Raw genomic sequence first — 25,485 nt, 5'->3', positions numbered from 1 at the left:
GACGGGTGAACCTCGCAGTCGACCGGGCAGCCCCCGGTGGCCGCGTCACCCCAGGGCGCGGTCCAGGTTGAAGGCGGCGCTGATCAGCGAGAGATGGGTGAACGCCTGCGGGAAGTTGCCGAGTTGTTCGCCGGTGCGGCCGATCTCCTCGGCGAACAGGCCGACGTGGTTCGCGTAGGTGAGCATCTTCTCGAAGGCCAGCCGGGCCTCCTCCAGCCGGCCCGCCCGGGCCAGCGCCTCGACGTACCAGAACGAGCAGATGGAGAAGGTGCCCTCGGGGCCCTGCAGGCCGTCGGGGCTGGTGGTCGGGTCGTAGCGGTAGACCAGGGAGTCGGAGACCAGGCCGCTGCTGAGGGCGTCCAGGGTGGAGAGCCACTTGGGGTCGGTGGGCGAGAGGAACTTGGCCATCGGCATCATCAGCAGCGACGCGTCCAGCTCGCCGTCGTCCAGGGACTGGACGAACGCCTGGCGCTCGCTCGACCAGCCGCGCCGCATGATCTGGTGATAGATCGCGTCCCGGGACTGCCGCCAGCGGGGCAGGTCGGCGGGCAGTCCGCGGCGGGTCGCCATCCGCATCGCCCGTTCCAGCGCCACCCAGCACATCAGCCGTGAGTACACGAAGTTCCTGCGGCCCCCGCGGGTCTCCCAGATCCCCTCGTCGGGCTGGTCCCAGTGCTCGCAGAGCCAGTCCGCCACCGCGCCGATGTCCTCCCAGGCGTCGCTGCTGATGGGCTGGCCCCACTTGTCGTACAGGTAGACGGAGTCGATCATCGCTCCGTAGATGTCCAGCTGGAGCTGGCCGGTGGCGGCGTTGCCGACCCGCACCGGTGCGGAGCCGAGGTGGCCCTCCAGGTGCGGCAGCTCGTACTCGGGCAGCTCGGTGCGCCCGTCGATGCCGTACATGATCTGCAGCGGTCCGGTGGCGGCGGGGCCGCGCAGGCGATCGCAGAGGAAGCCGATGAACGCCTCGGCCTCCGAGGTGAACCCGAGGCGCAGCAGCGCGTAGACGCAGAAGGCGGCGTCGCGGACCCACACGTACCGGTAGTCCCAGTTGCGTCCGCCGCCGATCCGCTCGGGCAGGCTGGTGGTCGGTGCGGCGACGATCGCACCGGTCGGCGCGTAGGTGAGCAGCTTCAGGAGCAGCGCGGAACGGTGCACCATCTCCCGCCACCGGCCGTGGTACCGGGAGCGGGACAGCCAGTGGCGCCAGAACCGTACGGTCGCCTCCGCCTCCTCCTGGGCCTCGGCGCGCGGGCACGAGCGGACCGGGACGTCGTCGCCGACCTGGTCGAGCGCGAACACGTGGGACTCGCCTTCGAGGAGCTTGAAGTGCGACCAGACGTCCCGGCCGTCGGTCGCCGGCTCCAGCGGGGCGGTGGAGGTGAGCGCGAGCGTCAGCGAGGGGGCGCGGAACACCGCCTTGTCGCCTTCCAGGTGCACGGTGTGCGGTTCGGCGCCGTAGCCGAAGCGGGGGGCGATCCGCGCCCTGAACGGGAGGGTCCCCCGGACGCAGACGACCCGCCGGATCAGCCGGTGCCGGGCCGCCTCGGCCGAGGCCGTCGAGGATGCCGATGCCGTCGACGAAGCCGACCCTTCGGCCACGGGCATGAAGTCCTGGATCTCCGCCACCCCGTCGGCGGCGAAGAACCGCGTGATCAGCACGTTGGTGTCCGGGAAGTAGAACTGCCGGGTGCGCGCCGGGACGTCCGCGGCCAGCTCGAACGACCCGCCCCGGTCGGCGTCCAGGATGGCCCCGAACACGCTGGGCGCGTCGAAGCGCGGGCAGCAGTACCAGTCGATGGTGCCGTTCGTGCCGACCAGGGCGGTCGTCCGCAGATCGCCGATCAGGCCGTGCTCGGAGATCGGCAGGTAGCGGGAGCTTTCCGCCTGCCCGAAGCCAGTGGTGTCGAACGCCATGTCGACCTCCCCGCCGCTGCGGCGCGGGCCCGGACGCGGGCCCGGAGCCGAAACATTGCTCTGTCCATGCTAGATCTCCGGCGGTGACGTTGCCCTTGAAGTTGCCGTCGACGTTGACGTTGACGTTGACGTTGACGTTGAAGCCCGCGGGCGGCTGTGCGTGACTGGAGGGAGCAACAGTGGCCTGGCCGACATCGAGGTGCCCGGAATGGGATTCATCGGCACGGTGGGGCTGGTGCTCCACCCCGAGCGCACCTGCGCGCCCACCGTGGACGCCGTGGTCCGGTGGAGCCGGGCCCGGGGGACGAAGGTCCTGGGGCTGGCGACGGAGGTGGCCCGGATCGGCTGCGAGGCCATCCCGGTCGGGCCCGAGGAGCTGACCGCGAGCGCCGACCTGCTGATCAGCCTCGGCGGGGACGGCACCATGCTGCGCACCATGCGACTGGCGACCCGGGGCCGTGCGCCGGTCCTGGGCGTCAACGTCGGACGCCTGGGCTTCCTCGCCGAGGTCGACATCCCGGAGCTGCCGGCCGCGCTGGACGCGATCGACGCCCAGCGGTTCACGCTGGAGGCCCGCTCCGCCGTCCACGCCCGCTTCGGGGACGCCGGGGACACCGGCAACGCCCAGCAGGAGACGGCGCTCAACGACGTCGTGCTCCTGCGCAGCCCGGGGCACAAGTCCGCGGCGGTGGCCGTACGGGTGCAGGGCGAGCCCTTCGTGGCCTACACCGCCGACGCGGTGGTCGTCGCCACACCGACCGGCTCCACCGCGTACAGCTTCTCCGCCGGCGGGCCGATCGTCTCCCCCAACGCGGAGGGGCTGCTGATCACCCCGGTGGCTCCGCACGCCGCCTTCAACCGCTCGGTGTTCCTCTCCAGCGGCGAACGGCTCGAACTGGAGGTCCTGCCGCACAGCGGCGACCTCGCGGTGGAGGCCGACGGCCTCCTGGTCGGCCGGCTCGCACCGGGCGGCGTCGTCGAGGTGACCATGCTGCCCGCCGCCGCCCGCGTGGTGCGGCTCGGCCGGACCACGTTCTACCAGCGGGCCCAGCGCAAGCTCCGGCTCACCGGCTCAGCGGAGCACGGCTGACCCACCCGCACGCGCCCGGGGGTACCGCGACGCGCGGGGAGATGGCAGCCTGAGAGGCCGTCAGGTCCGCGTCAGGACGGCGTCAGGATGTCTGCGGAGAGCAGAGCGAGGGAGGGCGGATGGCGGTGTACGCGTGGGGAAGGCTCGCCTGCGAGGAGTGCGGGCACTCCCGGCAGCGGCACGCCTCCTACCGGGGGCACTGTGCGGTGGGGTGTCCGTGCGCGGGGTTCCGCCCCGAGGAGGAAGCCGTGGAAGCGGGCCCCGAGCCGTGCGCGCTGTGCGGGCACGAGCGGCACCTGCACCGTGACCGGGCCTGCGGGGAGTGCCGGTGCGGGCAGACGGAAGCGGACCTCCCGTTCTGGGAGCGCCCGGCCCCGGAGTCCTGATGGCGATCCTCCCGGTCTTCTGCGTCGGCGCGATCGTCCTGATGGTCGTGCTGACCTTCCTCGTCACCCCCTCCGAGGGCTGCCGGAGCTGCAAGCACCAGCGCGCCGACCACCGCGACGGCACGGGGTCCTGCAGCGGGGACGACTTCGACGTCGGCGAGCTGTACCCGAACGGCAGGATCTGCCCCTGCCCGGAGTACCGCGGCAAGCGCCGCCGCTAGTGTCGGGAGCGCCGGGCTCACACACAGGCGCCGGGAGACTCCGCGTACCCGTACGTGGTCGATCCGTCGACGAACCACACGCGCAGGTAGTAACAGTGGCTCGTCGCCATGGCGATGTGGCCGCTGTACACCTTCCGGCCCCAGTCGGGACCGATGGCCGGACCGATGATGCCCAGATTGGTGGGTGGTACGACCGTGTAGATCGGCCCTCCTGACTGCCAGGCCGGCTTGTCCATGATCGAGTACCACACCTGGATGTCCGTCTCCGGCGTGATGACCCCGGCGACCCATCCGCCGTCCGTGACCATGCACGGGTTCAGCTGAATGGACTCGGGGTAGGTGCCCGGGTCCGTCTGGCCGCGGCAACCTCCGTTCGCGCTTGCGGTTCCGGCCACACCCACGTTCAGGCCGACGGCGGTCACCAGAGCCGCAGCTCCGAGCGCCGTGAGTCGTTTCGCTCTCACGTCTTCCTCCTGTGAAGGATCGGCCGGCTGGGTCGCTCGGCCGAAGCGGTGTCCGTCCGGCTGTCAGCCGAGGTAGATCGGGTCGGTGCCGAAGGTCCAGGAGCTTCCGGACCTCGCGTAGACCTGGATCGGGGTGCTGCCGTAGCCCTCGCCGGAGACGTAGTCACACTGGCCGGGCGCGAGGACGGGGGTGACGTGCCCCGGGCTGGTGACGTAGTGGCCCGCCGTGTCCCTGATCCAGAAATAGAAGCTGTTCGCCGAGCTCTGGTAGTTGCACAGCCGGGCGGACACCCACGGGTTCTCGTCCGACGTGTGCCAGCCCGTGATCTCCACGCCGTGCGCGGAGTTGGAGTCGACTCCGGTCGCGGCGGACGCGGTTCCCGAGGCGAGCCCCAGCCCCGTGACGGTCAGCGCGGTCACCGCGGCGAGGGAGGCGACTCGACGCCCCGACTTGAACTGCATGTCTTCCCCTTCGATTCGGACGGAAGGAACGATCCGTTGCGAGCCGGCCGTACCACCGGTGGTGCCGACTGCCGCGTGGTGGCGGGCGGTTCGGCGTCCATCCTTGCCGTCGGACGTGTCGGCCCACCACGACGTTGACCCGTCGTTGACCGGACACTTCCGTACGGCGGGCGCTCCGGGGAGGGGGGAGGAAAGGGACGGTCCGGGCGGCGGGGCCCGCGAGTGTCAGGCCAACGTCCGGTCAACGTCGTTCCCCGTCCCCCTCGTGACCGGCACCCTGGTGTGCGGACGAAGGGGCGGGACCAGCACGGTGCCGTCCTGGTGCCGTCCTGGTGCCGACCCCGCCGAACCCACCCACCCCCGGAAAGGCCGTCATGCCCGCCATACGCAGGAAGCTCATGATCGGGGCGCTGATCGGCGCCTCCCTCCTCGCCGGGATCGCGGACACCGCGGCGGCGAGCCCGGCCGCCGCGGCCTCGTGCTCCTACACCGGCCGCTACGGGACGCAGGACATCCGCACCTCGCAGGGCGAGTACGTCGGCTTCGTGGAACTCCTCTACGCCCCGGCCTGCCGCAGCGTCGAGGCGCACTTCCACGTCGACTCCACCTTCACGTCCCACCACTCGGGCTGGAACGTGGACCTCTCGCTCTACAACAACAAGGCCGCGCCCGCCGTCGTCAGGAACGTCTCCAGCGGCAACTCGTCCTTCTCGGACTACACGACGCCGCCGGCCTCCATCGACGGGTACCCGAGCATGCAGTTCACCGCCTTCCTGGGCTGGGTCTACAACACGTGCTCGATCGACCAGGGCTCCGCCTGGTGGGACTTCCACACCGGAACGCCGTCCCCGAACACCTGGGGAAGCTACCGGTGCTGACCGGGTCGTCGCCCACGGCCCACGCCCCCGGCCCATCGCCCACAGCCCACGGCTCACAGCCCATCTCGCGAACACCAGAGACTACTCACTTGGGGGAACGATGAAACGCGCACTCCGCGCACTCCGCGCACTCACCCGCTCCGCGACCGCGCTGGCGCTCGCGACCGGCGGCGTCATCGCGCTCGGCGCGGGCACCGCCCACGCCGGCACCAACTGCTCCGACTACCTGTGGAGCAACTACGCCACCGAGTACCGGGTCTGCCTCACCTACAACGACCCGACCCACGCCACGGTCTCCTGGTCGGTGAACACCAGCTACTCGAAGACCGACGAGCGTTTCCACCTCAAGGTCGTCAGCAACTGCACCGACCAGAACATCTGGACCGACTGGAACGACTGGTCGCAGAGCGCCCGGAACAACGGCGGTGCGAGCATCGGCTGCGGCATGGGCATCATCGGCGGGGTCGAGATCGAGCTCTACCCGACCGAGTCCGGCAACTACAGCGGCCCCACCGCCTCGGCCTGAGAGGTGTTCGATACCGACAACGGCATGAACGTCGGCGACGCCTGGGTCCACTGCGCCTCGGGCGGCTTCGAGGCGTCCCTCTGCCCGACCGAATCGGGCCTCCGGGGCGGCCCCGTCGCCCGCGCCGGACAGCCCCCCGCCCACCGCCCCAACCACCAACCCGGCGAACCTTCCGGTCGGAGCACCAGCCTTCCCCCACCGCCGTAGCGGCGAGGCATCGTCCGGGGCCCGGCACCACGGCCGGGCCCCGGACGCGTCACTGCGTCACTGCGTCACTGCGTCACTGCGGGAACGGTCAGGAGAGCAGGCCGTCGTAGTCCGGCAGCTTGAAGGTCTTCTCGGCGTGGCCGCCGTTCAGGTCCGTCCAGTTGTTGCCGACGCTGGCGACGATCGTGTAGCCCTCGTTCTCGACCTTGATCCGCTCCTCCGTCTTGTACTGCTGCACCGGCTTGGTCAGGTCGCCCAGGTCGCGTCCGCGCAGCTCGTCCACGGTGTAGCCGGCCTTCTGCAGGCTGTACCGGGTGACGGATTCGATGAAGCCCGGGCGCGCAGTGACGAAGATGATCGTGACCCCGCGCGCGTGGGCGTACTGCGCCAGCTCCACCACCGGCGCTATGCCCGGCATCGTGAACGGGTGGAAGTGCGTCGCCAGGGTGGTGTTGTCGATGTCGAAGACGATCGCGGGCTTCTCGCCCGCCTTCGGGGTGGCCGTGCGCTGCTCGATGTAGGCGCGGGCGGGCGCGATCGCCGCGGTGACGTCGGCCAGCCACTGCTGCTCGCTCACCGAGCTGCCGGCCGCGACGGCAGGAGCAGCGGCGGAAACAGCCGGGGCCGGGGCGGCCGGGGCGGCGACCGCGGGGGCGGCGAGGCCGGCGGTGATCGCCGCCGTCAGGGCCACGGTGGCGACGAGCTTGGCCTTGATGCTCATATCAGGAACTCGGCTTTCTTCTGATTGATGATCAGACAATCGGTATGTAAGCAACCTACGAACCCGTCGAAGCGTCAATCAAGCCGATCCGGTGGCAACTTGCTGACGATCGGCGGCCCCGGCGCCGGCTCCGGCCGAACGGCGGGGGGCCCACCCAGCCGTTCGGCGGGCCCGCGCCGCACCATTCCCACCCGTTCGAGTGACCTGGCTGCCCATATCGTGCGGGCGCGCTGGGCATCAGGGATGTCAAGGAAGCCGCTGCCGAGCACTCGGCGGTCCCCACGAGCAGATCAGAGGATCGTCATGCCCCACCCGCTGCAATCCGCCGCCCTCCGGCAGCCCGAGACCCCGGACCAGCGCGCCGGGTACCGGCGCACGCTCTCGGCCTACCGCGACGAGCTCCGGGCCGAGGTCGAGCGGCGCTGGGGCGCCGAACAGCAGGAGCCGGAGACGATCTGCCGCCACGCGCTGCTCCCGGCGGGCAAGCTCGTACGCCCGCTGCTCTGCCTGGAGTCGACGGCCGCGGTCGGCGGCACGGCGGCCCAGGTGCTGCCGGCCGCGCTCGGAATCGAAGCCGGCCACGTGGCGAGCCTGATCCACGACGACATCATCGACGGGGACGACACCCGGCGCGGACGCCCCGCCGTGCAGCACCGGTTCGGGATCGACCGCGCGATCCTGGCCGGCGACAGGATGATCTTCTCGATGTTCCAGGGGCTGGCCGAATGCCAGGACCGCGGCGTCCCCACCGAGCGGATCGTCCAGGCCCTGCGCGTCTTCGCCGACATGGGCGCCGACCTGTGCCGCGGCGCGACGGTCGAACTGGCGCTGGGCGGAGACCCCTCCTGCACCGTGGAGGACTACCTCGCCATGACCCGGCTCAAGACCGCGGCGGGGATCCGGGGCGCCTGCCAGATCGGGGCGGTCCTGGGCGGCGGCACCCCCGAGGAGGTCCACGCGCTCGGCGTCTACGGGGACGAACTCGGCACCGCGTTCCAGATCCAGGACGACCTGCTGCCCTACGACCACGACCGTTCCCCCACCGGCAAGCCGGCCATCAGCGACCTGCGCAACCGCCGCCCCACCCTCCCGATCCTGCTGGCCCACCGGACGGCAAGCCCCGGCGACCGCGACACCATCGAGCAGATGCTCGCCGGCCGCCTGGACACGCACACCGCACACCGCCGGATCCACGAGGTCGTCCACCGCACCGGCGCCATGGCCGCGGCCCACCGCATCGCCCAACGCCACCTCCACCGGGCCCGTGCCGCACTCACCGCCCTCCCCGCCACCGGCAGCCGCACCCGCCTCACCCTCCTCGCCGACGACGTGCTCGGCAGCGGCCGATAGCGGCGCCCAAGCAGCGACGGAGCAGTGCCGGAGTGGCGGCGACGACCGGGCCGGCGACGCGCCAACTCGCCGGCTTCGTCGACGTACCGACGGTCCGTCCGTCCTCAGGCGACCCAGGCGCTCGTCAGGGTCTGGACGGCCGAGCCGTCGAGGTCCTTGAGCTTGGTGGCGGCGAAGGCGCGCGCGGCGTCGGAGGTGAGCAGGCGGAAGGGCGGCTGCTCGGCGGCGAGCAGGTCGGTGATCCGGGCGGCGACGTCCTGCGAGGTCTGGGCGTTGGCGAAGGCGCCGCGGGTGCGCTCCAGGTAGGCGGCCAGCGCCGGTGCGTACGGTCCGGCCTGCTCCAGCGGGTCCTCGGCGAGGCGCACGTTGCTGACGAACTCGCTGGCCACCGCGCCCGGTTCGACCACGCTGACGGACACGCCGGCGGTGGCGGCGACCGGCGCGAGGGATTCCATGTAGCCCTCGACGGCGAACTTGGCGGCGCAGTAGGCCTCGTTGAAGGGCTGGCCGACCACGCCGCCGACGCTGGTGACGGTCAGCAGCCGGCCCTTGCTCGCCCGCAGCAGGGGCAGGGCGGCCTTGGTGACGTGCAGGACGCCGAAGAAGTTGACCTCCATCACGGCGCGGACGTCCTCGACGCTCTCCTGCTCCAGGGTGCCGACGTGGCCCGCGCCGGCGTTGTTGACCAGCGCGTCCAGCCGGTCGAGGCCGGACAGGCAGGCCTCGACGGAGGCCGGGTCGGTCACGTCCAGGGCCCGGACGTCCACGGTGACCCCGGCTTCCGCTGCCGCCGCCAGCAGCGCGTCCGCCTTGGTGGTGTCGCGCATGGTGGCGATCACGTGCCAGCCGCTGCGTGCGGCGGCGACGGCGGTGGCCAGGCCGATGCCGGAGGAGGTGCCGGTGATCAGGACGGTCTTGGTGGTCGCCGTAGTCATGGCGGGAACTCCCTCTTACTTATGCTCCATAACCAATATGGGTCATAACTATGCTCCCCGATAGTTCAGCCTGTCAAGTACCTCGGTATGCTGGACGGCATGTCCCAGCCACCGGATGAGCTCACCCGGGAGATCGTCGGCCTCATCGCGGCCGTCACCCGCCGCTACGCCAAGGAGTTCGAGGCCGCCGCGGCGACCCACGACCTCACGTCGCTGCAGGCCAAGGCGCTGCTCGCCGCCGAGGAGCCGGTCCCGACCCGCCGGATCGCGGAGCGGCTGCACGCCGAGCCGTCCAACGTGACGGTGATCATCGACCGACTGGAGTCCCGGGGCCTGGTGGAGCGCAGCGTCGACCCGGGCGACCGCCGGGTCAAGCGCGTCGCCGCCACCGAAGCGGGGCGCAGCGTCGCCGCCGACCTGCGCACCCGGATGCCCTTCGCCGCCGACCCCCTGGCCAGGCTCAGCACGGGCCAGCGCGAGGACCTGCGCGCACTGCTGCACCTGGTCCTGGAGGCCTGACGGCGCCGTGCCACCCACCCGGGATCCCGGGCGCCGCCGTCCTGCACACCCGCAAGGCCCCCCGCACCCGCCGACCCGATCGTTTTCGGTCAGGTGCGCCGATCCTTCGATCCAGACCTATCCGCAACCGATCACCCGTCGCTAGGGTGCGGCCCGTCCCCGTTGTTACGCCCTCCCCCGCGGCCGTACCCGCAGCAGGGGAGCAGACCGAACGGAACGGTGTCACCGTGACCAGGATCCTCCGTCAGCTGACCACCCGGGCCGCAAGGGCGGCCGCCACGGTCGCCGTCCTCGCGGCCGCCCTCACCGGCACGACGGCCGGCACCGCCTCCGCCACCGGCGGCTGGAGCTGCTCCGGAGCGCCCGTTCCGGCCGGCTACGTCATCACCATGTACGACGCCAGTGGCTGCAACAACCACGGCGCCTGGTTCCAGCAGCCCGCCCAGAACCGCCTCTGGACCTGCTCCGGCTCACCGATCGTCTCCGGCTACGTCCTGACGAACTACGACTCCCGCGGCTGCAGCGGCGTCGGCGCCTGGTTCCACGAACTGGTCCGCAACGGCATCTGGACCTGCCCGTACTCCCCGATCCCCGCCGGCTACCGCAGCACCTCCTACGACGCCCGCGGCTGCAGCGGCCTCGGCGCCTGGCTCACCATCAAGGTCTGACGGGGACCGGCCGACCCCACAGGAGCCCGGGCCCGACGAAGACACCGAGCCCGGGCTCCCCCCTTTCGACGGCGCCGTCGCCCCGGGAACAGCCCGCCCATGCCGGAAGTCACGGCAGGCATTATTCGCACGCCCCACCCGCCGGTCACGACCACCCCATTCACACCGCCTTTCCGTGTTTCCTCCCCCCTCCGCCGTGCGTGCACGGCCGAGCACTCGGGCGGGACGGGACTCAGCTTCCAACGCGGCTCCGGACACGGCTTCCGACACGGCTTCCGACACGGAATCGGCCCCCGTAACCGGCCCACGAAACCGATCATTGTGCGCAAACGCACGCGGGTCGTGTCGAGCTCTCAGTTGATCATCTGGAATGCTGTTCCCCGTCCGCCGTCCAATGGCTCTGAGCGGCGGGCATTCCGAAGTACCGGGCAACACCACCCGGGAAGCCCACGGAGAGAACGGAACATCATGAAGCCATCAGTGCTTGTCGTGTCCACCGACCCCCAGGGGTCCGCCGTCGTCTGGGCCGAGCGGGTCGGGGACAACCTGCCGTTCGACTTCATGGCGGCGCACGACCAGGCCGAACAGCTCGTCCACCTCAAGAAGACCGGCGCGAAGATCCACGTCATCGCCAACCAGAAGGGCGGCGTGGGCAAGACCACCACCACGGTCAACCTCGCGGCGTGCACCTTCGACGTCCTCGGCGAGAAGGACGAGTACCAGCACATCTTCATCGACACGCCGGGCACCCTGGCGGACGAGCAGATCCTGCGCAACGCCCTGGAGATCGCGGACGACGTCCTCGTCCCGATGATCACCGAGCCGCTGTGCTTCGACCCGACGGCCCGGACCATCCAGAAGGTCATCGAGCCGATGGACATCCCCTTCCGGATCGTCGTCAACAACTGGGACCCGCGGGACGGCCGCGCCGACCTCGAAGACACCGAGGCGTACATCGCGGCGAGGGGTTGGCCCCGCGCCAAGACCGTCCTGCGCCGCTACAAGATCCACTCGCGCGCGGTCGCCGAAGGCACCGTCGTCACCCAGTACAAGGAGAGCGGCACCGCCTACCGGGCCCGCGAGGACTTCTTCCGCCTCTCCCTCGAACTCGGTTACGGGGGTCGCTGATGGCAGGCCGTCGCGTCTCCTTCGCCTCGATGGCCACCGACCCGGTGGTCGACGCCCCCGGTGTGGACAGCGCCAAGAGCGCCGCCGACACCCCCGCCCGGTGGATCCCCACCGCCAACTGCCTCCCCAACCCGCGCAACCCCCGCGACGAACTGGGCGACCTCTCCGACCTGGCGAGCATCAAGGACCGCCAGCTCCAGAGCTGCCTCGCCGTCACCCCCGCCGCCTACCTGCGGCTGTGGCCGGAGGACCGGCAGACCCTCGGCGCGGGCCCGCAGGACGTCATCGTCATCAACGGCAACCGCCGCCGCGCCGCGGCCGCGCTGTACGGGCGAGAACAGCTGCTCGTCGTCGTCGACGACTCGGTCGCCGAGTCCAAGGCGACCCTGCTGCGAGCCGCGCTGGACGAGAACATGGCGCGCAAGGACTTCGACCCGATCGAGGAGGCCAACGCGGTCCTGCTCATCGTGGCGCAGTACCCGACCGCCAAGGAAGCCGCCGAAGCGGAAGGCTGGTCCCAGAGCTGGATCTCCCACCGCAAGAACCTGCTGAAGCTCCACCCGGAACTCCAGCGGCAGGTGCGGGCCAAGGCGCGCGGCGAGGAGGGCATCTCCATCAACGTCGCGCGGCGGCTGGGATCGGTGAAGGGCATCGAGGACATGTCCCAGGCCCAGCAGACGGAACAGCTGGAACAGCTGCTCCAGGCCGACGCCGACGCGGTGCTCGCCAAGCGGGCGGCGCGGCAGGAGGCGAAGGCGGCGGTCAAGGCAGCCCCTGCCGCTGCCCCCGCCGACGTGCCGGCGGCGGTTGCGCCTGCGCCGGCACCGGCACCGGCACCGGCACCGGCACCGGCACCTGCGGCCGCAAAGCCGGTGACCAAGCCGTCAGCTCCCGCTGCACCGGTGCCGAGCACCGAGCCCAAGCCCGAACCCGTCTCCGCTGCGGACCCCGACCGATTTTCCGCGGAAAATTCCGACCCCCTCCCGATGCCCGAGCAGCGCGCCGTGGCCCCGTCGACCGACGAACAGCCGGCGACCACCACCCCGCAGACCACAGGCCTCGGCAACGTCGACTGGCATGACGTCGAGGAACTGGCAGACGCCATCTGCCGCACCCTCTCCGCCGACGAGGCCTACCGCCTCGCCGACGCCCTCGCCAACCGCCTGCTGACCACCAGCAGCTGACAACCCCCTGGTGTCCCGCCCCCCGCCCAGTGGGTGGGGGGCGGGACACCACAACGCGTCGAGGCCGACACACTGTCAGACACAGGTGACACGATGTCCGGAGCTCCTTGACTCCTCAACAGCCCACCACATCGACAAGCACCCCGAAGCCGACGCCCCCTCAGTCAAGAAACAGCAAAGCCGCCACTACACCGCAGGTCAGAAAGCGTCCTCCCCGCACCCGCGGGGGTCAGCCGCGGTCCGGCCGACGCACCAGCCGCCCATCGGCGTCCTCCCCGCACCCGCGGGGGTCAGCCGCGAAAATAGCCGTGTCGGCATGGCATGCGGCCGTCCTCCCCGCACCCGCGGGGGTCAGCCGACTTAGCAGGTCGGAGCCCGTAAGCGTGTACTGTCCTCCCCGCACCCGCGGGGGTCAGCCGTTGGTGAAGTGCCGCATGGCGACCTGGTAGCCGTCCTCCCCGCACCCGCGGGGGTCAGCCGCGGTCCGCCTCGGTGAACTGGGGGCCCGGGCCGTCCTCCCCGCACCCGCGGGGGTCAGCCGAACCCGAGGATCGCGGAGATCGGCGGAATCAGGTCCTCCCCGCACCGCGGGGGTCTGCCGTTCGTACGGATGGTCCGGAGGTGTCCGATGGGAGTTTCCGTCGCCGGGGCCTTCCTGGTGTTGCCACGGCCTGACGGTGGTGTCAGGCCGGGTGGACGAGGCGGCTGTCGTAGGCGAAGACGACGGCCTGGATCCGGTCGCGGAGTCCGAGTTTCTGCAGGATCCGCCCGAGGTGGGCCTTCACGGTCGCCTCGGCGAGGTGCAGGGCGGCCGCGATCTCGGCGTTGGACAGGCCGCTACCCACCTTGACGAGGACGTCGCGTTCGCGCGTGCTGAGCCGGCTGAGTCGTTCGTCGTGGTGGTCGGTGCGGCTCCCGTGGGGGAGGTACGGCCGGAGGTCGTCGAGCAGGCGGCGGGTGATCCTCGGGGCGAGAGCGGCGTCGCCCGCGGCCACGTTGCGTATCGCGGTGAGGAGTTCCTCGGGCCTGGCGTTCTTCAGCAGGAAGCCGGAGGCGCCGGCGGCGAGTCCGGCGAAGGCGTATTCGTCGAGGTCGAAGGTGGTGAGGATCAGTACCTTGCTCCTCGGGGAGATCTGGGTGAGCCGGTGGGTCGCCTCGATGCCGTCGGTCCCGGGCATCCGGACGTCCATCAGGACGACGTCGGGGCGCAGTTCCCGGGTGAGGCGTACGGCCTCGGCGCCGTCCGCGGCCTCGCCGACGGGTGTCATGTCGGGCTGGGCGTCCAGGATCGTGCTGAAGGCCATCCGGAGCAGCGCTTCGTCGTCGGCGATCAGGATGCGGATCGTCATGCGGGAGCTGCTCCGTCGAGGTGGAGGCGGGTGTGGACGTTCCAGCCGCCGCCCGGGAGCGGTCCGGCGCGCAGTGTCCCGCCGTAGGCGGCCGAGCGCTCGCGCATGCCGGGGATGCCCTGGCCGGACGGAGCGGACGAGGTGGACGAGCCGGGGAGGTGGGGGCCGTTGTCGGTGATGTCCACGGTGAGGGTTGCGGCGGAGCACTGGATCCGGACGTCGGCGCGGGTGCCGGCGGGGGTGTGTTGGAGGGTGTTGGTCAAGGCTTCCTGTACCAGGCGGTAGACGGTCAGTTGGGCGGTGGCAGGCACGTGGGAGTGGCTGCCGAGGATGTCGAGGCGGGTCGGCAGCCCGGTGGCGCGCATCCGGTCGGCGAGGGTGTCGAGTTGGGCGATGCCGGGCAGGGGGTGGCGCTGCGCGTCGGGTTCGTCGGTCCGCAGGATGCCGAGCGAGCGCCGCATGTCGGTCAGGGCCTGCCGGCCGGTCTCGGAGACCTGGAGCATCGCGGTGGTCGTCCGGTCGGGTGAGCGGTGCTGCGTCTGGACGGCGGCGTCGGTGAGGGCGACCATGACGGACAGGTTGTGGGTGACGATGTCGTGCATCTCCCGGGCGATGCGGGTGCGTTCCTCGGCGACGGCCAGTCGTGCCTGCTGGTCCTGGTGTTGCTCCAGGCGTGCGGCCCGTTCCTCCAGGGCGGCGAGGTAGGCGCGCGCGGTCCGCGCGTTCATGCCCAGGGCGACGGTGGCGACGACGGTCGCGGTCAGTGCGAGGAAGGGGGCCAGGAATGCTCCTTCCGTCGCCCAGCGCAGGCACGCCAGCAGGGCCCCACCCTCGACGACGGCGCCGGCGACGAGTGCCGCGCGTCCGCCCACGTGCGCGGCCACCGTGTACAGAGCCACCAACAGCGCGGCGTCCGAGGGCAGTTGGACGTTCGCCAGCCACTGGACGAAGGCTGCGGCTGCGACGGCGCCGAACACCGCGCGTGGGGCACGCTGCCGCCACAACAGGGGCAGCGTGAGGGCGACGGTGAGGGCCGCGGCTGCCGGGAGCTCGTGCGGTGCGCGCGTGGCCGCGACATGGAGCAGGAGCAGGAGCAGCAGCAGGAGCGGCGTGGGCTTCGTGGGCGGCAGCCCGGTTGTCGTCGGTCGCTGTGCACGGTTCCGGTGGCGTACCGGGTGGGCGGTGTCGTGCCCTGCGGCAGCCTCCGTCATCAGCACGTCCCTGTCGTCCCTGTCTGTCCCTTGCCGATACGGCACCTTGGCGGCCCGGCCCCGCGTCGCCGCCGTGCCCCGTCCCGCCACGGTAGGTGGCGGGGGCGGCGGCGCACATGCGCCCGCCGTCGGAGGACACCGCGCCGGAGTACGACCGCAGGAGGAGCGCGGGTACCTCCTGCGGTCGCACCGCGGCCGCCCTTTTCGGGGTGTCCGTTGGCGACCGGGGTGGCATGTGCCGGAGACCGCGGGCCGATGTGCCGCCGTGTGCGCTGCTTCGAGGATGGCGGGGTGACCGAGACGATCCCGGGACTGTCCATGTCCCTTCCGGAGTTCCTTGCCGTGCTGGGCGCCGTCGCGCTGGTGGTGGCCCGCTGGCTTCCCCCTGGCGCCCGTCCGCGCGTCACGATCGCGGCGGGGGCGGCGTTCGTGCTGTCCGTGATCGTGCTGGGTGTGGTGGGGATCCGCTGGCAGGTGCTGCCGGTGCTGGCAGGTGGTGCCGTCGCGCTGCCGTTCGCTCTCTCCCCGCTGCTCCGAACGCTCCGGCGCCGCCCCGGCCGGGACGGCCGGCGAGCGTGGCGGGCGCGGTGGTGGCTGGCGTTGCCGGGGTCGATGGCCTGCCTCGGCCTGATCGCCGCCGGGCCGGTGGCCGCCTGGGCGTTTCCCGTGCCCGTGTTCCCCGAGCCGTCGGGCTCCTTCGCCGTCGGCACCCGGGTGATGCAATGGACCGACCCGAACCGCCCCGAGACCTTCACCGCCGATCCGGACGACCGGCGCACGGTCCTGGTCCAGCTCTGGTACCCCGCGCAGAAGAGCCCCGCGGGCGCGCAGCGGGCCCAGTACCTCGGACGTACGGAGCAGGAGGCGCGCACCGTCTCCAATGCCCTGGCCGGTGCTGTCGGGCTGCCCGGCTTCCTGGTCGACGGCGTACCGCGGGCCCGTACGCATGCGGTCTTCAACGCCCCGGTGGCCGGTGGGGGCGAACGGTTCCCCGTCGTGCTGTTCTCCCCCGGAGCGGGCGGGGTGCGCACCCAGAACACCGCCTGGGCGGAGGAACTGGCCAGCCACGGCTACGTGGTGGCCGCCCTCGACCACCCGTACGACTCCGCGGCGGTCGTCCTGGACGACGGCCGGACCATCCGCGCCGCGACCGCCTCCACCGGCGACCGGGACGCGGACGAGGAGCTCGCGGCCGGCTGGACGGCCGTCAGGGCCGCCGATCTCGGCTTCGTGCTCACGCGGCTGGAGGGCCTGGACCGCGGCGCGATCGCCGACCCGGTGGTGGGGAGTGACCCGCTGACCGGACGCGACCCGCTGGCCGGACGTCTGGACACCGGCCGGGCCGCGGTGACCGGCCACTCCATGGGCGGTGCCGCCGCCCTGCAGGCGGCCCGGCAGGACCCCCGGTTCGCCGCCGTCATCGACCTGGACGGCTACCCCCACGGTCCCGCATCCCCGGCCCTCCACCAGCCGGTGCTCGCGCTCACCCAGGCCATCACCCCGAGCACCGACCCGCGATACCTGCCGCGCCTGACCGAGGCCCTCGCGTCCGACACCGCGACGAGCTACCGGCTCACCGTCCCCGGCGCCGCCCACCTCAGCTTCATGGACGGCCCGCTGTACCTGCCGCCCGTGCCCTCGATCGTCGGCTCCCTGGGCCGCACCGGGAGCCCCCGCGTCGTCGCTGCAACCACGCTCGCCTTCCTGGACGCCACGCTGCGGCACGCGCCCGGCGATCCGGCCGGCGACGCGCACGGCGACCTGGCCGGCCCGCTGTCGGCCTACGGCAGCCTCAGCGTCCACCGCCCGGACACGCCCCGCTGACCTGCCGCGCCGCCACCGGCCCACGCGGGGTGCCGGAACGGTGGCACAGGAGGACGACAGCGCGCCGTGTTCGCGGCCTGAGGTCAGCGGCCTGCGTCGAAGCGGGCGCGGTTGGCGTCGATCAGGCGGTGGCCTTCGTCGCTGCCCCGGCAGTCTTCCCCGGCGCGCGGGTGGTCGGGAGCGCCGGCGGCCGACCCTGCCGGTCGTGTTCAGCCGACCCCGCCACGCCAGATGTTGTCGAACGCTGCGTCCTCGACGGCGCGACGCCGCCGCACGGCGTCCAGTTCCCGGACCGCGTCGTTGACCGTGGCGAGGACTGCCGCCAGGTCGTCGTCGGTGATGTCGGGCTGCTCGCCCGGCGACCGCGCCGCGATGCCGGCGGCCGCTGCCAGGGCGGTGAGCACGGGCTCGCGCGACATCCAGCGGTCGATCGCCGCACGGCGTCCGGCAGACTCGGGCGGTGCGGGGTCACCGGGCTTCGCCCGCGATGCCGTCCGGTGGAGGCGAAGGTGCGGGTGGAGACGGGGGCCGCGGGTGCCGGGCGGCGTGCCGAGCGCGCTCGCGTAGGCGGCCGCGAGCCCTCGGCCCCGGCGCCACAGCCAGTCCTCGACCGATTCGAACGGCGGCTGCCGGAGGACCGTTGCTGCAGCCTCGGCCAGCAGCGCCTCCGTGGCGGGCGCCGGGCCGGCGGGCAGGATCCGGGTGCCGTCCAGTCGGACTGCCCCGGCGTCGAGCAGATCGATCAGCTCGGCGCCGGCGAGCGCGAGTGACAGGTCGCCCTGTTCCGGGGGAGGGCCGGTCCCTGCCTCCAGGGCGACGACCAGCAGGTCCTGCGGTGTGGTGTCCATCGGTGGCCCGACCTTCGGAGGCTCGGCGGCGGCGGTGAGCGGTGGCTGCTGCCAGTCTGCCTCGTCGGCGCCCCCGCGGCGCTCTCCCCGCTGTCGGATCCTGAGAACGCCTCGGTGCGGGAGAGAGGTCTCTCCCGCACCGAGGCGTGTGACGATCTGTCGGTCAGAGGGTGCCGGTGATGACGGTTCCGGTGTGGCTGCCGGGAATCGTGCTGACGTCGAGGCTTTCGGGGGTGGCCCACGTGCCGTCGGCGTGGCGGGCGGTGAGCAGGACCTTGTTGTCGGTGGTGGCGATGGCGAACCGGGCGTCGGTGTCGACGGGGGCGGCGCTGATGCTGGTGCCCGTGACGTTCCCGACGACTCCGCCGAGGGAGGCCATCGGCTGCCAGTCGCCGTTGGCGAAGCGCAGGGTGTGGTACTGGCCGTCGCTGGCGATGAGGGCGAGGTTGAGGTCGCTGTTCTGGCGGGAGATGGCGACGGCCGTCACGGGTGCGGTGGCACCGGCGGCGTTGGCGACCGATCCCCAGGCGCCCCACTTTCCGCCGGCGTTGCGCAGGGTGTGGTAGATCTTCCCGCCCGACACGGCGGCGATGTGCAGTTCGCCGCCGGCGGCTCCTGCAGCGGATATGGAGGTGATGCCCTTGAGCGGCCCGGCGACGTCGGTGACCACGCCGAAGGCGCTCCACTCGCCGGCGCCGTTGCGGACGGTGTGGAAGAGGATGTCGTCGGCGACGACGACCACGTGCAGGTCGTTGCCGATGGAGGAGATGGAGACCTGGGTGATGTTGCCGAGGTCGTTGAGGGCGATGTTGAGGTCGACGAAGCGCTGGGCCCAGCTGCCGTCGCCCTTGCGGATCGCGTAGTGAAGGTGCCCGTCACCGCCGAGGGCGATGATGTGGGTGGAGGTGTCGATGCCGGCAGTCGCGACGGCGCGCACACCGCCGATGTTCCCGGCCGCGGCCTGGACGTCCTCGTACGGCGTCCAGGACCCGTCGTAGAGACGGCTGGCGAAGTACAGGTTGGCGTCGCTGCGCACCAGGGCCTGGGTCTTCCAGCCGGCGGCCTTCGCCCGGGTCTGCTGGATCCAGCCGGCGACGTTGTCGACGCGGGTGTTGTAGGCGCCGGTGCGGGTTTCGGTGGCCGGGGTGCCCAGGCAGCCGCCCTGCCAGGAGCGGGAGGCCACGGCGAGGAGTTCGGCCTTGCCGCCCGTCTCGCGGATCACGGGGGCGCCGGTGTCGCCCTTGCAGATCGCCGCGCCGCCGGTGCCGGTGGTACCGATGCCGGCGGTGCTCACGGTGTCGAGGGTGAAGGCGCCGGTGTGGAGCTTGAGCGGCGTCCACTCGTCCTTGGTGCGCCCGTACCCGGGAACGCGCAGCGTCTGCCCGGCGGTCGGTGCGGTGGTGGCGATCGTCAGCGGGGTGATGCCGTCGACCGGCGTGGCCAGACGGGCCATCACCAGGTCCCGGTCCTGACGCGGCGCCAGCTCCACCACCTGAGCCGACGTGCTACCGACGGTGGCGGTGGTCTTCCACTTCGGCGCACCGGCGGCCAGTGCCTGCGGCTGCGCCGGGTCGTCGGCGAAGCAGGACGCGGCGGTGAGCACCCAGTACTGGTCGACCAGCGCACCGGTGCAGCCTCGCAGGTTGTCGCCGATCACCAGCCGGGCGGTTGCGGCGTAGGAGCCGTCGGTGGCGGCGTCACCGGCCACGGCGCCGGCCGGGGAGGTGGCGAAGGTGGCCAGTGCGCCGGTCGCGAGAGCGGCGGTCAGTGCGCCGGCCCGGCGGCGGGGCGAGGAGTTGCGAGGCATGGGTTGGGTTCCCGGGGGTGAGAGAGGGGTGCGGGGAGCGGTGTCAGCCGGTGACGGTGAGTTCGACGAGGCTGGTCGGGGCGCTGCCGGTGCCTTCGCCGGTGCCCTTGAAGCCGTCCTTGGGGATGTCGAGGGTCTGGGTGGCGGTGCCGGCGGTGAGTCCGGCCCGGATAGCGCGGCCGGTGGTCTGGAGGGCGAATACGTCGGGCAGTTGCAGGGTGAGTGAGCCTGTGGTGCCGTCGGCGGTGAAGCAGATCTTGTTGTCCAGGTTGCCCGGGGCGCGGGTCCAGATCTGGATCTGGGTGGGCTTGGCGCAGTCGCCGAGCAGGATGTGTCCGTCGCCGCGTATGAGTTTGACGCGGGTGATGGTTGTGGCGCCGGGGTAGCCGAAGTCTTCGACGGCGGGGGGTGCGGCGGAGTTGTCGGCGGGCGGTGTGGTGTCGGCCGCGGCGAGTGCGGTCGCGCCGAGGAGGGCTGCGGTGGTCGCGGCGAGGGCGGCCGTCCATCGGCGGGCGGTGGTGCGGCCGGTCGTCTTCGCCGTGCGCGGGGGGTTGTGGGTCACCTGGGCTCCTGGGGGGAGGGTGAGCGGGTGCCGGCGGTGGTCAGCCGATGATCCGCAGTTCGAGGAGGGCTGCGGGCTTGCCGGTGCCGGTGCCGCTGCCGATCCCGACGCTGGCGCCGCCGGGGCCCTTGGCGATGTCGATGGTCTGGGAGACGCCTTCGCTGGTGAGTTTGGCGCTGACTGCGTAGTCGTCCGTGCGGATCCGGATGACGTTCGGCACTTCCAGGGCGAGGTAGCCGGTGTTGGTGGTGGCGCGGAAGCAGATCTGGTTGCCGCTCTCGTTGGGCAGGTCCATGCTCAGGACCTTGATCTGGTCGTCGACGGCGCAGTCCGACAGCAGGATGTGGCCGTCGCCGCGCAGCAGCTTGACGTTGCTGTAGGGGGCCGGGCCGGGGTAGGTGAAGTCCTCGACCGCGGGCGGTGCGGTGGAGTTGTCCGCGGGGGTGCCCTCGGCCGAGGCGAGCGCGGTGGCGCCGAGCGTGGTCGCCACCGCGACGGCGCCGGCGGCGATCCACCGGGACACGTGCTTTGCCATGACTATTCCTCTTCGTTCATCTCGTGTTGCCCGTTGGGCGGGTCCTCGGAATGCGGTGAACCGACCTGGACGGCAGGCGGACCGACTCGCTGGGACGGCGCGTCAAGGGGGGCGGAGGACACCTCGGAACGATCGCTTCGCCACCCCCGGCGATCACAACGGAATCCGGGCCATCGAACCAGACAGCCTGACATTACGCCAACTTCCGACCCGGTTCTGAGCAGGCACTATGTCACGTTTTCGAACAGCCTGGGCGCTTGCTGACGATGCGTCGGAATTTACTGACTATGCGCCGAGAACTGTTGTTCATTTCTCTTCCTTTACTCCCCAACCTCGTGACTTCGTACGCTTTCTGTTGTGGCGTGATCTGCCGGTAAGCTCCGCTGCGGCCTTATTCGGCCGACATCGACAGTGGAGGTTCCTGGTGCGTCATCCGATATCCCGTTCACGCCGGCGAGGGGGGAGGGGAAGGCCGCCGCTGTTGGGCAGGCTTTCCCTGGGCCTGTTGCCGCTCGCGCTGGTGACGGGTCTGGTGGGGACGGGGCTGCCGAACGCCGTCGCTGCCGAGCCGACCGGCGGGCAGGTGCAGCAGCCGAGCGACCGCGAGCGGGCGCTGCAGGCGTGGCTCAAGGGCGGGCCGAGCGTGCACACGCTGGCGGAGGCGGCGCTGGCCGGGTCCGACCAGGACGTGAAGCGGTTCCTGGACAGTGATCTGGCCGGTGCGCAGCATGCGGATGATCTGCTGGCTGCCACCCAGATCGCGAGTCTGGGTGGTCCGAAGGTCCGTGAGGCGGCGGGCAACGCGCTCGACGGCACCGCGGCCGAACTGCAGACCTTCCTGCAGAGCGGCTGGCAGTTGCCGCTGGATGCCGATCGCCGGCTGTGGATCACGCGGATCGCGGATCCTGCGCTGGGTGCGGGTCGGGGTGTGCAGGCGGCGGCCGATACGGCGTTGCGTGGCAGCAGTGACGACCTTCAGCGGTTCCTGACGGAGGGGCAGTTCGCGGCGAAGGACGCGGACGACCGGGTGAAGCTGGTCCAGGTCCTGAGTGCGGGTGGTGCGAACACGCAGGCCGCGGCGCGGGCGGCGTTGAACGGCTCGATCGAGGACGTCCGGGACTTCCTGACGGTCGGACAGTACATCGCGCAGAACCGCGACATGGAACGCGCGAGCATCGCGCAGCTGGCCCAGCAGGCCAAGGACGCGGGCGCGCAGGCCGCCGCCGAGACGGCTGCGGCGGTGGAGGCCAAGGACAAGGCCGTTGCGAACTCGCAGCTGGCGAAGGACGATGCCGCGCGGGCGGCGGCCGAGACGCAGGCCGCGGGCAGTGACACCGCCAAGGCCACCGCGGCCGCCAACAACGCGGCCACGGCGGCGGAGCGGGCCGGGCAGGCCGCGCAGACCGCGATCACCGCGGCGCGTTCGGCCAACGCCTCCGCCCGCGCCGCCGCCTACGCGGCCTCCAACGCGGCCGCCGCCGCAGCCGGTGCGCAGCGGGCTGCCGCCAACGCCCGCACCGCCGCGGCAGCTGCCGCCGGTGATGCGGGCAAGGCGCATGAGGCGCGGGTGGCGGCGGATGCGGCGGATGCGGCGGCGAAGATCGCTGCGGATGCGCAGGCCACGCTGGTGGAGGCGAACAAGGCTGCGGCGAGCAGCAAGGATGCCGCCGGGGCTGCGCTCAGTGCCAGGGGCAATGCGGATGCGGCGGCGGGTTCGGCCGATCAGGCCGGGGCGTATGCGGACAGTGCGGGCGGTCAGTCCGTGAGGGCCAAGCGGGCGGCGGAGGCGACGCGTCGTCAGGCCGCGGAGGCCGGACGTGCCGCCACCGCGTCGCAGAAGCTGGCCGAGGAGGCCGCCGGTCAGGCCGATGCCGCGAGGACGCTGCTGGTCTCGGCGGCCGCACACGCCAGTGCGGCCGCGCAGGCCGCGCGGGACGCGGCGGACCACGCGGGGCAGAGCGCCAACGCCGCGCAGGAGTCCACCGACCACGCCAACGCCGCCTCCGGCTTCGCCGGGGACGCGCAGACCGCCGTCGACAAGGCCGGTGCCGTCCAGGACCTGGCCCGCCGCACCGAGGCAGAGGACCTGGCCAACCGGAGCGGGGCCGCGATCGAGACCGCGCGCAAGGCCCGCGCCGACGAGAGCGACAAGCAGGCCGAGACCGAACAGGCCCGCCAGCAGGTCCAGAACGCCCGCGCCGAGGCCGACCGCCTCGCCCAGGCCGTCAACCAGCCCGGCACCACTCCCCAGCAGGTCGCCACCGACGGCCGCAAACTCGCCCTCCTCTCCCGCAAGATCTCCGGATCCTGGGGAGAAGCAGCCGCCGAAGCCGCCCTCACCGGCAACGACACCGCCGTCTTCGCCTACCTCAAAACCGGCCGCCAGGCCGCCGAGGAGCACGACGCACAGGATCGCGCCACCCAGATCTACCAGGACGACGAGAACCCGGCCGTTCGCACGGCGGCCTACACCGCCCTCCAAGGTGACGCGGCGAAGATCGGCGCGTTCCTGAACAGCGGCCAGTACGAGGCCGCGGCGCCCAACAACCGGCTGACGATCACCCGCCTCCTCGACAAGGCCGGCCCCGCCGTCAAGACCGCCGGCGACACCGCGCTGCGCACCAACACCCCCGAAGCGCTGCGCGACTTCCTCGACAAGGGCCTCAGCGACGCCCAGGCCGCCGACGACCGCCTCACCGCGACCCGGCTCGCCGACGCCCCCGACACCGAACCCGAACTCAAGGCCGCCGCACGGATCGCCCTCGAAGGCCCCGCCGTCAAACTGCGCTCGTTCGTGGCGCAGGGCCAGTACACCGCCCAGCAGAAGGACCGCCTCACCGCCGTCCACGTCGCGGACGTCACCGGCCTGATCGCCCAGGCCAGCGCGGCCGCCGCCACCGCCCAGAAGAACGCGGCCGAAGCCCAGCGCGTCGCCGCCCTCGCCCGCGGCGCCGCAGCCGAGGCCGCCGGCTACGCCGGCAACGCCCAGCAGTCCGCGAACACGGCCGCAGACCAGGTCACCAAGGCCCAGGCCGCCGCCGACGCCGCCCAGACCAGCGCCACCAACGCCGCCCAGTCCGCGAAGAGCGCCAACGCCGCCGCCGGCTCAGCCCGGCACGACGCCGCTCTGGCCACCTACTCGGCCCAGCGGGCGGCACAGTCGGCGAGCGCGGCCCGACGCTCCGCGTCCGATGCGTACAGTTCCGCTGCGTCGGCACGGGCTTCGGCCGAAGCCGCGGGCAAGGACGCCACGGCCGCCCAGGCCGCCGCCGACGACGCGTTCGGCACCTACGAGGCCAGGCACGAAGCCGAGGAGAAGGCCAAGCGCGAGGCCATGGAAGCGGCACGCGCGGAAGCGGACCGACTGCGCAAGCAGGAAGCCGCCGATCAGAAGGCCGCCGACGAGCAGAAGGCCAAGGAGAAGGACTCCCAGGTCTCGGCGATCGAGGAGGAGATCAAGAAGGAGAAGGAGGACAGCGAGACCGTCAGCGCCATCTACCACCTGTTCTCCGAGAGCATCCACCTCACCCTCGACATCATCGGAGGCGCCGGCGGAGTCATCGCCCCCGGCCTCGCCGACATCGCCGACCTGATCAACTGCGCCTACTACGCCGTCGAAGGCCGCACCGCCGACGCCATCACCTCCTGCATCGGCGCGATCCCCTTCATCGGTGACGGCGCGGCCGTCGCCAAGCTCGCCCAGTGGGCCAAGAAGTTCGGCTCCTGGGGCGAGAAGGCCGTCACGTTCATCAAGAAGCTGGTCACTCGGATCCCTCCGAGCTGCCCCTCGCCGAACAGCTTCCCGGCCGGCACCCCGGTCCTCATGGGCGACGGCAGCCACAAGCCCATCGAGACCATCAGGGTCGGCGACACCGTCCTGGCCACTGACCCGCTCACGGGGCAGAGCGCGGGCCAAAAGGTCGACGCCACCATCTACACCCCCGACGACCGCCAGTTCACGGACGTGACCCTGGCCGACGGCGGTTCGCTCACCTCCACCAGCAGCCACCGCTTCTGGAACGCCTCCGAGCGAGCCTGGGCCGACGCCTCGCGTCTGCGGGCCGGGGATTCCCTGCTGACCCCCTCCGGGCAGCAGGCGACGATCAGTGCGACCCGGCAGTGGGAGGGCCTGCAGGCCGCCTACAACCTCACCGTCGCCGACCTGCACACGTACTACGTGCTGGCGGGCGACACCCCGGTCCTCGTCCACAACAACAACTGCGCCGTCACAGCGGTCGCCCTCGGCTACCAGGCGGCCGGTACCGCCAAGTGGGCTGAGGGTCTCGGGTTCACCCACTTCATGAAGCCGGAGTTCGAGAAGACCTGGCGGGGATACGTCAAGAGCGCCATCGACGACCCCAAGATCGACATCCACGTCAACATGAAGGAATTCGAGGGCGACTTCGAGCAGATGGCCGTGACCGGCCTCGGGGGCTCGGCAGCGGGGGCCAAGGCCACCCAGGAGGAGATGTCGTGGATCGCCCGGGCCGTGATCGGCGAGAGGGTGCCGTGGAGTAAGTTCAAGTTCTACGACAAGGACGGAAAGTTGATCAGCGTCCCGGAACCGAAGTGGCAGGAAGCCAAATGGCAGAAGGCCTGGATCTTCGAGTGGGCCTGACCCCGGGCTGACCGGCCCTCGGGCCGACTCCCCCGCGGCCGGTGGGGCTGCCGCTTTCCACGGCGGCCGCCCCAC

At 71.8% G+C, this 25,485-nt stretch carries 22 protein-coding genes and 1 CRISPR repeat array; of the genes, 11 read left to right on the top strand and 11 right to left on the bottom strand.

Going from position 1 to position 25,485, the window contains the following annotated elements; all coding sequences use genetic code 11:
* Positions 1-45: 45 nt before the first annotated feature.
* On the bottom strand, positions 46-1,917 hold the full coding sequence (locus tag BX285_RS33480) for a glycoside hydrolase family 15 protein (RefSeq protein ID WP_097241145.1): 1,872 nt from the start codon (positions 1,915-1,917) through the stop codon (positions 46-48).
* Positions 1,918-2,125: 208 nt separating this feature from the next.
* Here BX285_RS33480 and BX285_RS33475 point away from each other — a divergent pair, with 208 nt between their 5' ends.
* Entirely contained in the window at positions 2,126-3,007 is an 882-nt protein-coding gene (locus tag BX285_RS33475; protein ID WP_220784012.1) for an NAD(+)/NADH kinase, read from the top strand.
* Between the two features lie 385 nt (positions 3,008-3,392).
* Complete coding sequence (locus tag BX285_RS33465; RefSeq protein WP_121179357.1) at positions 3,393-3,614, top strand: hypothetical protein; 222 nt, start codon at positions 3,393-3,395, stop codon at positions 3,612-3,614.
* A gap of 17 nt (positions 3,615-3,631) precedes the next feature.
* Here BX285_RS33465 and BX285_RS33460 read toward each other — a convergent pair whose 3' ends face one another.
* Both BX285_RS33460 and BX285_RS33455 read right to left on the bottom strand, forming a co-directional pair.
* Positions 3,632-4,036 (bottom strand): hypothetical protein, encoded by a 405-nt coding sequence (locus BX285_RS33460; protein ID WP_097241146.1) that lies wholly within the window; start codon positions 4,034-4,036, stop codon positions 3,632-3,634.
* Positions 4,037-4,141: 105 nt separating this feature from the next.
* Positions 4,142-4,540 (bottom strand): hypothetical protein, encoded by a 399-nt coding sequence (locus BX285_RS33455; RefSeq protein WP_097241147.1) that lies wholly within the window; start codon positions 4,538-4,540, stop codon positions 4,142-4,144.
* A gap of 374 nt (positions 4,541-4,914) precedes the next feature.
* Here BX285_RS33455 and BX285_RS33450 point away from each other — a divergent pair, with 374 nt between their 5' ends.
* Complete coding sequence (locus tag BX285_RS33450) at positions 4,915-5,418, top strand: hypothetical protein (protein WP_143685936.1); 504 nt, start codon at positions 4,915-4,917, stop codon at positions 5,416-5,418.
* A 100-nt stretch (positions 5,419-5,518) separates the two neighbouring features.
* The gene (locus tag BX285_RS33445; RefSeq protein WP_121179356.1) at positions 5,519-5,944 is read left to right on the top strand and encodes a hypothetical protein; all 426 of its coding nucleotides are present in this window, start codon (positions 5,519-5,521) and stop codon (positions 5,942-5,944) included.
* A gap of 295 nt (positions 5,945-6,239) precedes the next feature.
* Here the strand turns inward: BX285_RS33445 and BX285_RS33440 are convergent, their stop codons facing one another.
* Positions 6,240-6,872 (bottom strand): HAD family acid phosphatase, encoded by a 633-nt coding sequence (locus BX285_RS33440; protein ID WP_121179355.1) that lies wholly within the window; start codon positions 6,870-6,872, stop codon positions 6,240-6,242.
* 303 nt (positions 6,873-7,175) lie between these two features.
* Between BX285_RS33440 and BX285_RS33435 the strand changes: the two genes are divergently transcribed.
* Complete coding sequence (locus BX285_RS33435; RefSeq protein ID WP_183107323.1) at positions 7,176-8,222, top strand: polyprenyl synthetase family protein; 1,047 nt, start codon at positions 7,176-7,178, stop codon at positions 8,220-8,222.
* 104 nt (positions 8,223-8,326) lie between these two features.
* Here BX285_RS33435 and BX285_RS33430 read toward each other — a convergent pair whose 3' ends face one another.
* Positions 8,327-9,157, bottom strand: a complete 831-nt coding sequence (locus tag BX285_RS33430) for an SDR family oxidoreductase (protein ID WP_097241152.1) — start codon at positions 9,155-9,157, stop codon at positions 8,327-8,329.
* Positions 9,158-9,256: 99 nt separating this feature from the next.
* Here BX285_RS33430 and BX285_RS33425 point away from each other — a divergent pair, with 99 nt between their 5' ends.
* The 4 genes from BX285_RS33425 to BX285_RS36965 all read left to right on the top strand — a co-directional run bounded on the left by BX285_RS33425 (position 9,257) and on the right by BX285_RS36965 (position 12,656).
* Complete coding sequence (locus BX285_RS33425; protein WP_097241200.1) at positions 9,257-9,676, top strand: MarR family winged helix-turn-helix transcriptional regulator; 420 nt, start codon at positions 9,257-9,259, stop codon at positions 9,674-9,676.
* A 227-nt stretch (positions 9,677-9,903) separates the two neighbouring features.
* Positions 9,904-10,344: a hypothetical protein gene (locus BX285_RS33420; RefSeq protein WP_257033242.1), complete on the top strand. Its 441-nt coding sequence runs from the start codon at positions 9,904-9,906 to the stop codon at positions 10,342-10,344.
* 489 nt (positions 10,345-10,833) lie between these two features.
* Entirely contained in the window at positions 10,834-11,472 is a 639-nt protein-coding gene (locus BX285_RS33415) for a ParA family protein (RefSeq protein ID WP_218893225.1), read from the top strand.
* Positions 11,472-12,656 carry a hypothetical protein gene (locus BX285_RS36965; protein WP_147465278.1) on the top strand — a complete coding sequence of 395 codons (1,185 nt, stop codon included), beginning with the start codon at positions 11,472-11,474 and terminating at the stop codon, positions 12,654-12,656. The genes BX285_RS33415 and BX285_RS36965 overlap by 1 nt, the downstream gene beginning before the upstream one ends.
* A gap of 206 nt (positions 12,657-12,862) precedes the next feature.
* Positions 12,863-13,257: direct repeats of the CRISPR family, unit length 29 nt; unit sequence GTCCTCCCCGCACCCGCGGGGGTCAGCCG.
* 82 nt (positions 13,258-13,339) lie between these two features.
* On the opposite strand, the gene BX285_RS33400 is transcribed toward BX285_RS36965, so the two are convergent.
* Both BX285_RS33400 and BX285_RS33395 read right to left on the bottom strand, forming a co-directional pair.
* Entirely contained in the window at positions 13,340-14,005 is a 666-nt protein-coding gene (locus tag BX285_RS33400; RefSeq protein WP_097241154.1) for a response regulator transcription factor, read from the bottom strand.
* Complete coding sequence (locus tag BX285_RS33395) at positions 14,002-15,216, bottom strand: sensor histidine kinase (protein WP_121179567.1); 1,215 nt, start codon at positions 15,214-15,216, stop codon at positions 14,002-14,004. The genes BX285_RS33400 and BX285_RS33395 overlap by 4 nt, the downstream gene beginning before the upstream one ends.
* A gap of 318 nt (positions 15,217-15,534) precedes the next feature.
* Here BX285_RS33395 and BX285_RS33390 point away from each other — a divergent pair, with 318 nt between their 5' ends.
* Positions 15,535-17,040 (top strand): alpha/beta hydrolase family protein, encoded by a 1,506-nt coding sequence (locus BX285_RS33390; protein WP_398901848.1) that lies wholly within the window; start codon positions 15,535-15,537, stop codon positions 17,038-17,040.
* 209 nt (positions 17,041-17,249) lie between these two features.
* Here the strand turns inward: BX285_RS33390 and BX285_RS33385 are convergent, their stop codons facing one another.
* The 4 genes from BX285_RS33385 to BX285_RS33370 form a co-directional block, all read right to left on the bottom strand.
* Complete coding sequence (locus BX285_RS33385; protein WP_121179350.1) at positions 17,250-17,888, bottom strand: GPP34 family phosphoprotein; 639 nt, start codon at positions 17,886-17,888, stop codon at positions 17,250-17,252.
* A 163-nt stretch (positions 17,889-18,051) separates the two neighbouring features.
* On the bottom strand, positions 18,052-19,695 hold the full coding sequence (locus BX285_RS33380) for a trypsin-like serine protease (protein ID WP_121179349.1): 1,644 nt from the start codon (positions 19,693-19,695) through the stop codon (positions 18,052-18,054).
* A 43-nt stretch (positions 19,696-19,738) separates the two neighbouring features.
* Positions 19,739-20,257 carry a hypothetical protein gene (locus BX285_RS37700; protein WP_183107322.1) on the bottom strand — a complete coding sequence of 173 codons (519 nt, stop codon included), beginning with the start codon at positions 20,255-20,257 and terminating at the stop codon, positions 19,739-19,741.
* Between the two features lie 40 nt (positions 20,258-20,297).
* Positions 20,298-20,792, bottom strand: a complete 495-nt coding sequence (locus BX285_RS33370; protein WP_097240532.1) for a hypothetical protein — start codon at positions 20,790-20,792, stop codon at positions 20,298-20,300.
* 481 nt (positions 20,793-21,273) lie between these two features.
* Between BX285_RS33370 and BX285_RS33365 the strand changes: the two genes are divergently transcribed.
* On the top strand, positions 21,274-25,410 hold the full coding sequence (locus BX285_RS33365; RefSeq protein WP_183107321.1) for a polymorphic toxin-type HINT domain-containing protein: 4,137 nt from the start codon (positions 21,274-21,276) through the stop codon (positions 25,408-25,410).
* The last annotated feature ends 75 nt before the right edge of the window (positions 25,411-25,485 follow it).

Source organism: Streptomyces sp. 1114.5 (genome assembly GCF_003635085.1).
Classification (GTDB): Bacteria; Actinomycetota; Actinomycetes; order Streptomycetales; family Streptomycetaceae; genus Kitasatospora.
The sequence above is the reverse complement of the archived record's forward strand: the minus strand, read 5'-3'. Positions and strand labels throughout refer to the sequence as shown.